The sequence below is a fragment of the Microcoleus sp. CZ3-B2 genome (genome assembly GCF_036705055.1).
Lineage (GTDB): Bacteria > Cyanobacteriota > Cyanobacteriia > Cyanobacteriales > Microcoleaceae > Microcoleus.
Genome location: NZ_JAUBTN010000069.1, coordinates 23133 through 35485, shown reverse-complemented (window position 1 = coordinate 35485; position 12353 = coordinate 23133). Strand labels below are relative to the sequence as shown.

Genomic DNA, 12353 nt, shown 5'->3' with positions numbered 1-12353 from the left:
GCTGGCACATCTTTAGATGAACTTATCTGTGCCTACTGCGCTCAATAGTGTCTCTTTTTTATTTGAAATGACTATAACTGTCAAATCTTCCACTCCACCTGCTAAGTTATTTGTCCGCTTGATTCTTGCCGACATTCGATGGAGAGCAATATCTATTCCGCCAATTTCCTGATAAGAACCGAGCAAGTCGCGGGCGATTATTTGCGGCATAATCCGCTGAAGTGATTCTGGCAATATATCGCGGTTGTCTTGCAGGACTTTGTAGGCTAGGCGGGCAAAATCGCAGAGTGGAACTTCTGAATATTCCAGCCAATTTTTAGCTAAAAAGTGGTCGTAAAATACGTCTATCAAAACTCCAGCAAACCTGCGTCTCTGGGCGCAAACTAGGCTTGTACTCGATCGCACTACTGCATGAGAGTCGGTATAGATATCTACTTTTCGGTGCAAATCGATGCCGTTTCTAATGTCCTCGGAATAAAGATTGACTGCCGAACCCTTGACAAAATCGCCTAAGAGGTTGCCAATCAGCGATGCTGGCGTACCGTCTGATAAGAATAGATGAGCTAAATAATTCATTGCTACAGTAAAAAAATCTAAGATAGCATAGGGAGAAAGAGTAATGGTTATTCTCGAATGTGTAAAACCGGGTGCTAAAGTCGGTCAAATTATTCTGGCGGTCGATTTAACTGTTGCCGGCGCAGTCGATCGCGTTTTAGCAAAAATTCAACACTTAGGATATGACCCAGAAATCCGTCATGTCAATTATCCGTCTGGAGTTCACGTCTTAGCAATTCTCAAAGACGAACAGCATTCAGAAGCAGTCGATGATGACTACTTGCTAGAAGATTGGCTGCAAGTAAGGTCGGAAATTAACAGCGATGCCGTTCATTTGTGGCGAGGTAAATAAGCGAATTAACAATTAAACCGCAGATGAACACAGATGTAAATCTTATCTGCGTTCATCCGCGTTTATCTGCGGTTGCACAGCCCTACGAATCAGCCCGCAACTTATCCAAAACAGTCCGATCTTCCAAAGTCGAAGTATCCCCAGAAACCTCTTCTCCGGCGGCTAAAGAACGCAGCAACCGGCGCATAATTTTACCGCTGCGCGTTTTCGGCAAAGCATCGGTAAATCGAATTTCGCCGGGACGGGCGATCGCCCCAATCTCCTTAACAACGTGCTGCTTCAATTCCTTCTCCAATTCTGGACTCGGTTGCTGCGAGTCATCCAGCGTCACAAAAGCCACAATTTCCTCACCTTTAATCTCATCCGGTTTGCCAACAACCGCAGCTTCCGCCACCGCTGGATGCGACACCAAAGCCGATTCAACTTCCATCGTGCCGAGTCGGTGTCCGGCGACATTAATTACATCGTCAACGCGGCCCATTACCCAGAAATAACCGTCTTTATCCTTGTGCGCGCCGTCCCCCGCAAAGTACACAAATTCGCCATTTTTGGGGTGCAAATATTCCCAATAAGTGCGGCGGAAGCGATCGGCATCGTTGTAAAGTGTACGCATCATTCCCGGCCAAGGATGTTTGACAACTAAATAACCGCCGCTTTGATTAGTTACTGATTCGCCATCTCGATCGACGACATCGGCAACAATTCCGGGGAAAGGAAGGGTGGCAGAACCGGGTTTTGTAGGAATTGCACCGGGCAAAGCGGCAATCATAATTCCGCCAGTTTCTGTTTGCCACCAAGTATCGACGATCGGACAATTTGAGTTACCAATTACCCGCTGATACCACATCCAAGCTTCTGGATTGATCGGTTCCCCCACTGTTCCTAACAATCGTAAAGATGACAAATCCCGGGCCTTGGGCAAGTCTTCACCCATTTTCATAAAGGTGCGAATTGCTGTTGGTGCGGTGTAGAAAACAGTGACACCATATTTTTCAATTACGTCCCAAAAACAGCCGGGATTCGACGCGCGGGGCGCACCTTCATACATTAAAGTTGTTGCACCGTTGGAAAGCGGCCCGTAGAGGATGTAACTGTGGCCTGTAATCCATCCGACATCGGCAGTACACCAATAAACATCGGTATCTTGCAAGTCGAAGATCCACTTGGTTGTCATGTGGGTATAAAGGTTGTAGCCACCGATTGTGTGGACAACTCCTTTCGGTTTGCCTGTGCTGCCGCTGGTGTAGAGTACGAATAGCATATCTTCGCTATCCATTGGTTCGGCGGGACAATTTGCTGAGGCGTTTTTTTGCAGTTCGTGCCACCAAATATCGCGCCCCGGTTCCATCTCAATTTGTTGTTTGGTACGCTGAACTACGAGAACGTTGGTAACGCTTGGTACGGCGTTATTTGCTAATGCTTTATCGACTTGTGCTTTGAGGCCTACGGCGGTATCTTTGCGGAAGCCGCCGTCGGCGGTGATGACGAGTTTTGCTTCGCCGTCCTTGAGGCGATCGCCCAATGCTTCAGCGCTAAATCCGCCGAATACTACGCTGTGTACTGCACCGATTCTGGCGCAGGCTAGCATGGCGATCGCAGCTTCGGGAATCATGGGCATATAAATGCCGACGCGATCGCCCTTTTGCACTCCCAATTCTTTGATGACATTCGCCATTTGGCAGACTTCGCGGTGGAGTTGCGCGTAAGTCAGCGTGCGGGAGTCACCGGGTTCGCCTTCCCAGATGAGGGCGGCTTTGTTTTTGCGCCAAGTGGTTAAATGGCGATCGAGACAATTGTAAGAAATGTTAATTTTGCCATTGACAAACCATTTAGCAACAGGTGGCTGCCAGTCGAGTACGGTATCCCACTTTTGGAACCAGTCTAATTCTTGGGTAGCGAGTTCGGCCCAAAATGCTTCGGGGTCAGCTTTGGCTTTGTCGTAGAGGGCACGGTACTCTTCTAAGCTTTTGACGTGAGCTTTTTGGGAGAATTCAGCCGTGGGCGGGAATAGGCGTTTTTCATGCAGAATTGATTCGATCGTATCTTGTGACATCGCTGTTAGTTTTTTCTTCAGTTACTCTTGTTAACTATTGTTTGCACAAGTTGGGGCAAAAGTATGTTTATTTTCCTTAAGATTTGGGGGGATTTTGTCAATTTTGGAGCGGCGCGAGAAATTATAGCACTGGTAAATTGTAAATTCTATCTTGGTACTCATTATCAAATGACGCTTCATAAATCAGAAGCAGTAATTCAATATTTTGACCGATACTCATCTTGGTATTCAGGATAAATATTCCTGGAATATGGCTATTTTGCTCTAGATGTTCTGTTAAATGAACAGGCATAGAGCGGCGATTGTTGGTAACAAGAATAAAATTGTGGATTTCGCACCAAATAAGAATTTCTGGATCGAGAGTGCCTTTGGAAGGTGCTGTTAGTTCTCCCACTGCTAGAACAACCAGATCGGGATTGCGCCTGCGAATTTGGTAGAGATAGGCAGGATCGACATTTTCATCAAAGAGATATTGGATTGGCATCAGCTTTGCTCCTGGCATCTCTTTCTGCTTTGAATTTGCGGAGTTTTTCTGTCACTGGAGGAGGATTGCGGCGCTGTTCTTCTCGCATTTTTTCGCCCCATTCCAGCCATTCGGTTATGTACTTACCGACTGCTTCTTTGTTGTGCAGGTAGTACAAAATTGTTGCATAAACTTGTTCGAGGGTGAGGGATGTATAAATGTTAGCGATTTCTTCGGGAGTTCGGGCGCGAAACAGGTATTCGTACAGAATGGTTTCGATGCCGATTCGGGAACCTTTGATCCGAATGTCGTCATGTCTTAGGAAGTTAAAATATTCTTCTAGCTGCATGGCTGGTTCTGGGTGATATCTGGTATGATTGTATCACAAGTAATTGTCTGTTTGGGGATTGAGATAGTTTACGGTTTTTTCGGAATGATTTAACCGCAGAGAGCGCAGAGAGCGCAGAGGAAGAGAGAGATGAATGATTCTGATACCAATGGGTTTTAATGGTTGCTCACACATCATCGATTTATCCCAATTTTAAGATGAGATTATACCAAGTTTGCAATATACTTGACATGAACAGCCGATCGCACTAAAGCTATGACTCAAAATTTAGAAGCCAGCCAACTTTCGTTAAATGACGTTTGCCGCCTTCTCAAACTGGAAGAACGAGAAGCAGATGCCTGGAACGATTTTTTCTATCGGGAACCGCTGAGTGAATTTGAACAGCAGCAACTCTTGCAAATCAGCAATGACTTTTGGGGATACCTAGAAGTGGGGAAGGTTTAGGAATAATTGGTTAAGTTTTTATCACTTTCACCGTTGATGAGATTAACGGAATTTTTTAAAGTTCCTGTTGTGCTGACAATGGAAGATAGGATTCCGATCGAGGTTTAAGATGGAGATACTTTGATTAAAGGGCGGTTGGATATTTTCACTGTGAATTGGCCGGAGGCGGAGATTGGGACGGCAAAGTAGACTTGAGTTGCAGAAGTCACGGGATTGATACATAAACCGCAGATTTCTGGTAGATCAATACTGATTTAGGCAGATAATTTTAGGGTATTTTCCGATTTTTTAAATTAAATGCTACTGATGTCTGCAGTCAAAATCGAAACTTTCAAAAGCCCGATCGCCCGCAACCCCTTGTCAACTCCTCGAATCCGCGTCGCAACATTGAAATAAGATTAACAAAAGTTCGATCGCGCGCAAGTACCAAAAAATCGGCAAGGAGTCGCACCAGTGGCAGAGGGAGAAGGCACACCAACACCAACACAGACAGACAATCGGGACTATTCCTGGCCATTTTGGCCGATCGTCCCCATATATCCCTACGGCAAGCGGCGCACCATCCGCAAAGAAATAGTCAAAGACAAAATCTGGACTTTTGACCAACTGCAAGGCATTTTCTACGTGATTGTGCCGGTGCGGATGACGGTTATTAAACTAGAATCCCAAGGCCTTCTAGTCTACGCCCCCGTCGCACCGACTCGCGAGTGCATCCGCTTGCTAAACGAGTTAGTAGCAGAGCACGGCGAAGTTAAGTATATTTTGCTGACAACCGGTTCCGGCATTGAGCACAAAGTGTTTGTCGGCCCGTTTGCGAGGTTTTTTCCCGCAGCGCAGGTGTTTGTCGCCCCGCAGCAGTGGAGTTTCCCCATAAATTTGCCCCTGAGTTGGCTGGGTTTGCCGGCAAAACGCACCTCTGTACTGCCCCGTGACAGCAGCAACACGCCCCTCGCAGGTGAATTTGACTGGGCAATCCTAGGCCCGATCGACCTCGGTTTGGGCCGCTTCGCTGAAGTTGCCTTATTTCACAGGCAGTCGCGCACGCTGATGGTAACAGATTCCGTCGTTTCCATTCCCGAAAACCCGCCCGCGATTCTCCAACTCGACTCCTACCCGCTGCTGTTTCACGCCAAAGACACCGCCTCGGATGTGGTGGCAGACACCGAGGAAAATCGGCGTAAAGGATGGCAGAGAATCGCCTTATTTGCCATGTATTTTCGCCCCAGCGTGCTGGAAGTGCCGCCCTGGTCGGGGGTGTTTGACAGAGCTATCAAAGCGCCAGAACGCTCTAGAAAAGCTTATTTTGGGTTGTATCCGTTCCAGTGGAAACCTGGTTGGGCGCGATCGTTCGAGGCTTTGCGGGGTGGAGGGCGGTTGTTGGTTGCGCCGGTTTTGCAGGCTTTGATTCTCAACCGCGCGCCGAGGGAAACTCTCGATTGGGCGGATCGAGTCGCGAGTTGGGATTTTGAGAGGATTGTACCTTGTCACTTCGATCGCGCGATCAACTCCCGCCCCCGCGAATTTCGGCAAGCATTCTCGTTTCTAGAAAAATACTCGCCTGTTAATTCTTTACCTGAAGATGATTTAAAATTGCTCAGGGATATTGATGCCGGTTTGAATAAAACGGGTTTAGTTCCGCTTGCAAAAGACAAGGTTTGAAACGAGGCCACGGGAGTCAGATCCTCCATATCTGCCTTCCCAAGCAGAGCACGGAAACGAGAAACCGAAAAAATTAAATCTTTGACAATTGCTGGAGGTTTATTCAATTATCTCATTAAATTATCGATCAGCTCATCCACCCTCAAAAGTTCTTGAATAATTTGCTCTACCCTCTGCAATTCATTTATAGGATTGAGAACTCTAATAGTTTTAGCAGATGTCGCTGAAGTATGTACCGCAACACCTCTTTCCTCCCCAAACGTATTCATCGTACCTAGCCAAGCAGAATCTAAATCATCGGTATCTATCCCTATTGGCAAAAGCAACGCCAGAAGGTTAGCTTCTTTAATTCCATGATTTTGGTCAATTACTCGCTTAAAACTCTTAATAGCTAAATCTATTTTTTTGTTTATTTTTATTTTTTCCTCCTTAACTTTTGTACTTCCCTTCGTTGGATTAAGTGTATCTGGCGGTACTTCCATCATTTGACCCGAAAAGGCAAGCAAACAGATTAAAGTACGGCAAGTCTTACCCTGGCTATCCCAATTATTTTTAGCATTAAGGGCGACTTCCCAAACTCTGTCCTCAAAATAAGCCTCAATTTCGGCATGAACGAAAACTCTGTAAGTAAGAGTTAATGCTAACTGCCGATCCGAATATAAACTTGTAGGGCTAACTTTAGGAATAAATTGTTTTTTTAATCTATTTAACTCCTTGGTTAGAGTCCGAAATCTCACTGATTTTGACATACCTATGAATAACTTACCTCAACCTCAAACCGTTAAATATAATACGGTTATCCACAAGTTCAGGTACATTAAACTTTACATCCAAAACCTTTAACAAAGCTTTGCCCCATAGTGAAAGACGAGTATGAGTTTCACGAATGCTAGTTGTGCTTTTCTCAACAGATTCTCTGAATTCGCTATTAGATGATGAACATAACTCTTTAAAAGCATTTGCCACAGCCACCGGATTCTTTTCAGCAGCGTCTCTAATAACTGGATATGAAAAATAAAAAACCATGACATCTAAAATGGCTCGATTAAACTTGCTTCGGTAAGTATTAGAACTACTTAACCACACACGAAATATATTTTCTTGTCCAAATATTTTAGTGGTTGTTTTCACTGCCTTTTCAAATTGGCTAACTGTATATCTGACCTCATTTTCTTTTTCTTTCCAATCTTTATTTAATTTTTTGCAAGTCATATCCAGGAACACTTTAAGATTACCGCGATACTCGGATAAGAAATGATGAAATCCTACATATCGCAGCAATAATTCGACATCGCGCATCCGAGGATCGGGATTTTTGGACTTAAGTATTTTTCTTAAAGCCGGATTTTCAATTGATTCATCATCTAAAAAATTGATAAAATCACCTGGATGTAATGCCTGCCTTAGTTCTTGTGGAGATAGCGGAGTATTTTCTACATTCAAACGTAGAAAAATTTTGTATAGTAAACTTTCTGTCTTCCAATTCCGAATCAATGTAGTACGAAGAGTTTGATTATCGAGTGCATCAAGTACAGAACTATGAATAAGATCGTTTTTTAGATCCTTATGGGTACAACCATTGAGTTCTGGCATAAATTCTAAGTCTTTCAAAGCAAAACTATCGTTAGTAGTTTCGCTCATCCCGTAAAATTGTAGAATCGTCAGCAAGCGTTGTTTGCCATCAAGGACTACAAATTTGCCGCGTCTTTTGTCTGGAGAAGCTAAAACTATTTCTGGAATAGGAAATCCTAGGAAAATTGATTCAATAAACCTACTTTTACGAGTTATATCCCAGGCATCTCGTCTTTGAAATCTGGGATTTAGTTGAATATTATCACGAACAAGTTGATCGAGTATGGTGGCTGTTGTCCAGTCATTTCCAGCCACAAGAATTTCGGATATCTCGTCTAATACTGATTTTGGGTTGCCATTAGATTCAAGCTCATCATCTAGAGCTTCATCTTCCTGCTCAAAGCTTACTTCTTCTTGTTCTTGTTTTTCCAAGAGTTTTAGTTCAGGCATGACTGTACTCTACTCGTGAGTTTAATTTGGATAGACTATGTATTACCTAAGTATAGCACAAGTCAAAAGACTGAAGTTTGCTCTTTACCGACAGCGAGAGTATTTTCTACCTAAATTATCAGTTTCGGAACTTCCATAACCTGTTGAAATATTGTCGATTCGTGCGTCGCTGTAATATTTTACATCTTTATTTGGGGATGTCAATAGCGACGCACTCTACGAATATTTTGTAACTTAAGCAACTACCCAATTTCACGAATTTTTCAACTTAAATTCATCAAATTTTACAACATTTGACTTGGGTTTCCGCGTATCAAAATAATAGCTGCTAACCGTACCGTTCCCAGTTTCAAAAATACTGAAAGCCGTAAGATCGTTGCTCTCAATATACGGCAGCGGCAGCCCGGTTTTCCCCAACAAAGGCGCTACAGTCGGCACCACAGGTTCCAATCCGTTCGGGTCTCCAATAGCGCTGTAATCCTCCCGATATGCCGGCGGCACAAATCGGCGCTTTTCCCCTACAAACGCACCGTAACTGTTGCCTACATTAGAAGTCTCTAAAAAGTGCATTCCAGTCGAACTCACAAACCGATTCCACAAATGCGAGTGTCCGTACAATACCAACTGCACGCCCGCTGTTTCTAGCAGCGGCACCACATCCCGAATAAGATAATCTTGCTGTTTCGGATATTCGTAACGCACCATCTTAATCTCGCCATCCTCAGTGCGATCGACTATTTGTACCGGGTCAGTATAAGCAGGTACAATATTGTCGCCGAGAGAATGCGGCGGGTAGTGAAACATCACAATTTTATATTTTGCCTGCTGAAATTGGACACTGTTTAATTCTTTTTCCAGCCAAGTATATTGATCGCTGCCCTTGACAATTGGCTCGAAAATATGCTGTCCGTATCCCCATTTTTCGGGACGGTCAAAATCTTCGTCCCGTTCCCGATACCTGCCTCTGGCCTCCGGGTCTAAATTCGGAGTCCGCCAGATATTTGTAACATACAAAGTCACTAACCGCACGTCTCCAAAAGTCACGGCATAATAATTTTGGTCGCTTGGTAAGCTAAAAATTTCGTTGTAGGTATCGCTGTTAAAACTATTATTTTTTAACAAAATATCTTTATTTTTGACCCCATATTTTTGAGTGAGGTATGGATATATTTTCTGGACTGCAGCGCGGGGGAAAGAGTCGTTAAACTGGTCGTTCAGGGTGCTGGTAGTTGAAAACCTCCCCATGATTTCATGGTTCCCAATTGCCGGAAATAAGGGCGCGTGCTGGATCAGTTCGCCGCCGCCGTACACTGTTTTGATGCCGTTTTTGTCGAGTTCCGAGAAGGCGCGGCCTTGCAAAGCGGGGAAAAAGGCGCGCCCTCGGTAGTCGTCGAACCATTCGGAAGCGCGATCGGCTATATTAATTAAATCCCCAGCCATGAAAACCGCGTCAACTTTATCAATTGTTTCTGTTACTTTCTGGAGATTGGCTGCTGTCATCGGCATCAATTGATGGTCGGAAGTGAGAAGAATTTTGAGGGGTATTCCTGCTGCTGGTGTCGGAGAAAGTGTAAAAACTTTGCTGCTAACAGATGTGCCGTCTTTTTTGTAGCTGGTTACTAGATAAGGAATCCGCACATCGGGCGTTAAATTGCGGACTTCTGCTTCGTGCCGCCAGATGTCGCGCACAATGGGATTGTTGTTAGTTATTCCCTGTTTCATTTCATCGGGAATTTGCGAGTCTTTGTCTTCTCTGGTGCGGCTTAGCTTGGTAGTATTTGCTGCGGCAGTTTTATTTAAGTTTTTTCCGTAAGTAACAGTGTTTCTAGTACCTAGAAACTCGGTAAACCAAACAACTCGCACCGAGTTGGCTGTGGGAAATTGCAGAAACGGGTCGGTTAAAAGTTGGGGTTTGTTGAAGAATGATTGTACAATCAAACTTAGTAAGAGGACAATTAAAATCAAAACAGCAAAAAACCACAGGTTGCGAGAAGAACCTTGGGAAATTTCTGATTTATCGGGTAAGGGTGTTAACATAAGTTATTAGTTATTAGCTTGTAGGAAAGAGTTTCACCGGATAAATAGAAATCCCAACCCAAATACATCTAAACCTGCCTTTTAAAAAATAAACTGCCAACGCTATCAAAAAGTTAAAAAATCAGTAAAATATCTCACATATAACAAACCTCAACCATCTTTTCACATCTTCTCATCTCTGCATTCCCTTTCTCTGCATTCTCTTTCTCTGCGCCCTCTGCGTTCTCTGCGGTTCATAAAAAAAATACTTTGCACAAATTATTTAGACTTGCTACACACAAATCTTACCACCATCTGACACCTAAAATATCAAATAGAACAGACGGTTTATGGGTTGTAAAAGTTGGCAGGTTTCAAAGAGGAAGATGCTGAGGTTTTGTGTTCTATCGCGGTAATTTTTCGGAGGGCGCAGGCTGTCAACAATCCCCAAAAAAAGTTCGCGGAATGGTGCCCAAGTCTATTTTGCCGGAGGTAAAAATTTGTGAGCGCCAACTCTGAGGTAGTATGATAGCACGCGACTGACTAAACAAGCTCGATCGCGATCGCACGAATTACACAAATTTATCACTGCGGTGGGTCGATCGCGATCGCACAAGCGTTAAAAATTCAGCTTAAGATTGGGATAAGCTGCAAATTTTATCTCAATCGAACTCAGCATGAAAAACCACACTGACGATTTTGCCAAACAGGATTTAGTCGATCGGGCTTTTGGAAGTCCAAACATCCCCGATCCCACAGCGTGGGTAGACGAACATTATTTTCTAGCTAATTTCGCCAATACTCTGGCCCACCTTCAAGAACATTTATCAGATGACAGTCGAGAAATCGGCGAGAGTGGCGACTCTGGCGAAGCGAGATTGTCGATCGACGGTAAAATTAGAGATATGTTGAAAGCTACTTTTAGCGATGACTGCTGGCAGTATGTCGAAGGTTTATTGTGAGTTGGGTCAACTTGTACCTCGATCGCTTTAGATCGCAAACTAAGCTGTACTGCATTTCAATTGTACATTAGACCAGATTGCAAAAATCCTCAACTCTTCAGGAAATTATTTGCGTCGATCTCGGTTGATTTGCTTGAAATGTGCGATCCTGTGACTTATGCCAGAGATGATTAAAACTCATCAAATCATCTGCTGTCTTGACCTCGGACATTTTTAAAATCCTTGTGATTTATTATACTTTAGGTTTCTCGTAAATTAAGGTCGTCAGGAATTTTAATCGATCGCAAAAACTCGGCACTTTCCTCCGGCAAAGCACTATTGATAAACATCCCGCTACCCAACTCAAACCCAGCCTGCTTCGTGACTCTGGGAATAATTGCGATATACCAATGAAAGTATTTGGTTCCTTGTTCGGCAGTGGGAACCGAGCGAATACTATAATTATAATCTGGATCGTTCAATCCGTAATAAAGCTGAGCGAGTACAGTTTTCAAAGTATCAGCAAGACCAATAATTTCCTCATCAGTAATATCATCAAACGAAGACGAATGCCGACGCGGAAAAATCCAAATATGAAAGGGCGAAAGTGCAGCAAAAGGGATACAAGCGACAAAATCTTTGCTTTCAAAAATTACTCTTTCACGCGCCGCCAACTCATCTTCCAAAGTCCGGCAAAACAAACATTCTCCAGTGTCGTCAAAATATCTAATAGCTTCGTCTATCCGCCTGCGAAATTGGTTAGGCACAACGGGCGTAGCTGCTATTTGCGAGTGAGGATGTTCGATAGAAGTTCCGGCAGTTGGGCCGTGATTTTTAAAGATCACAATTGTTTCAATATAAGGATATTTTCTAATTTCTAAATAGCGCTGGCGGTATACTAAAAGTATGCTGGCAACTTCTTCAACGGTCAACAAAGCAGTAGTCAAATCATGTCGCGGGTGTTCGACAATTACTTCGTGAATGCCGATTCCCGACATCGTGCGGTAAATTCCTGATGATATCCTGAGCCGTTCTGCTGTCGGGGAGAGGGCGGGATATTTGTTAGCCATCGATCTGACTTTCCAGCCAGCGTTCTCATCCCTCAAACGGCAAGTTTCTAAGGTTCCGTCTTCTTCGTTTCCCACGCAAAACGGGCAATCGGTACGGTATGGCGGCAGTGCTACAATGGATTTTTTTGTGTTAGCAAATTCGTCCGGTCTTTTGGCCCGTTCGGTGGCGATGATTACCCAATCTCTGGTAATTAGATTTTGTCTAAGTTCAGACATTTTATTACTTTAATTTAGAAGGTTTAATCGTTTTTAAGTATAAATAAAAACTTGCCTTATGTCAGTACCTACTTGCGGATATTTAATAAATCTTGATATTGAGGTGGGAAGGTATTAAAGAGATAGTGATGAATAAAGTTAACTAGAGCAATAGTGAATTGCCAACAATTATGATAAAATAGATTCATCGCCACAGCTAGGAACTAATCTATG

The 12353-nt window shown here is 43.8% G+C and carries 12 protein-coding genes; 4 read left to right on the top strand and 8 right to left on the bottom strand.

Going from position 1 to position 12353, the window contains the following annotated elements; genetic code table 11:
- Positions 1–12: 12 nt before the first annotated feature.
- Positions 13–576: an acyl carrier protein phosphodiesterase gene (locus tag QUA97_RS23805; protein WP_333196511.1), complete on the bottom strand. Its 564-nt coding sequence runs from the start codon at positions 574–576 to the stop codon at positions 13–15.
- Positions 577–619: 43 nt separating this feature from the next.
- On the opposite strand from QUA97_RS23805, the gene QUA97_RS23800 reads away from it, so the two are divergent.
- Positions 620–907 (top strand): hypothetical protein, encoded by a 288-nt coding sequence (locus QUA97_RS23800; RefSeq protein WP_333196508.1) that lies wholly within the window; start codon positions 620–622, stop codon positions 905–907.
- 82 nt (positions 908–989) lie between these two features.
- Here the strand turns inward: QUA97_RS23800 and acs are convergent, their stop codons facing one another.
- From acs to QUA97_RS23785, 3 genes are all read right to left on the bottom strand, one after another.
- Positions 990–2960, bottom strand: coding sequence for an acetate--CoA ligase (gene acs / locus QUA97_RS23795; RefSeq protein ID WP_333196506.1), 1971 nt, complete (start codon positions 2958–2960; stop codon positions 990–992).
- A gap of 121 nt (positions 2961–3081) precedes the next feature.
- Positions 3082–3444, bottom strand: coding sequence for a DUF5615 family PIN-like protein (locus tag QUA97_RS23790; protein WP_333196504.1), 363 nt, complete (start codon positions 3442–3444; stop codon positions 3082–3084).
- Positions 3422–3772: a DUF433 domain-containing protein gene (locus tag QUA97_RS23785; protein WP_333196502.1), complete on the bottom strand. Its 351-nt coding sequence runs from the start codon at positions 3770–3772 to the stop codon at positions 3422–3424. Before QUA97_RS23785 ends, QUA97_RS23790 begins: the two co-directional genes overlap by 23 nt.
- Positions 3773–4027: 255 nt before the next feature.
- On the opposite strand from QUA97_RS23785, the gene QUA97_RS23780 reads away from it, so the two are divergent.
- Positions 4028–4216: a hypothetical protein gene (locus QUA97_RS23780; protein ID WP_228049974.1), complete on the top strand. Its 189-nt coding sequence runs from the start codon at positions 4028–4030 to the stop codon at positions 4214–4216.
- Between the two features lie 453 nt (positions 4217–4669).
- Entirely contained in the window at positions 4670–5875 is a 1206-nt protein-coding gene (locus QUA97_RS23775; protein WP_333196499.1) for a DUF4336 domain-containing protein, read from the top strand.
- 107 nt (positions 5876–5982) lie between these two features.
- Here the strand turns inward: QUA97_RS23775 and QUA97_RS23770 are convergent, their stop codons facing one another.
- The 3 genes from QUA97_RS23770 to QUA97_RS23760 all read right to left on the bottom strand — a co-directional run bounded on the left by QUA97_RS23770 (position 5983) and on the right by QUA97_RS23760 (position 9934).
- Entirely contained in the window at positions 5983–6624 is a 642-nt protein-coding gene (locus tag QUA97_RS23770) for a HEPN domain-containing protein (RefSeq protein ID WP_333196497.1), read from the bottom strand.
- A gap of 13 nt (positions 6625–6637) precedes the next feature.
- Positions 6638–7897, bottom strand: a complete 1260-nt coding sequence (locus QUA97_RS23765) for a DUF262 domain-containing protein (protein WP_333090348.1) — start codon at positions 7895–7897, stop codon at positions 6638–6640.
- A 252-nt stretch (positions 7898–8149) separates the two neighbouring features.
- Positions 8150–9934 carry a metallophosphoesterase family protein gene (locus tag QUA97_RS23760; RefSeq protein ID WP_333196495.1) on the bottom strand — a complete coding sequence of 595 codons (1785 nt, stop codon included), beginning with the start codon at positions 9932–9934 and terminating at the stop codon, positions 8150–8152.
- Positions 9935–10590: 656 nt separating this feature from the next.
- On the opposite strand from QUA97_RS23760, the gene QUA97_RS23755 reads away from it, so the two are divergent.
- Positions 10591–10875: a hypothetical protein gene (locus QUA97_RS23755; RefSeq protein ID WP_194008076.1), complete on the top strand. Its 285-nt coding sequence runs from the start codon at positions 10591–10593 to the stop codon at positions 10873–10875.
- 239 nt (positions 10876–11114) lie between these two features.
- Here the strand turns inward: QUA97_RS23755 and galT are convergent, their stop codons facing one another.
- Positions 11115–12140, bottom strand: coding sequence for a galactose-1-phosphate uridylyltransferase (gene galT / locus QUA97_RS23750; protein ID WP_194067528.1), 1026 nt, complete (start codon positions 12138–12140; stop codon positions 11115–11117).
- Positions 12141–12353: the final 213 nt, after the last annotated feature.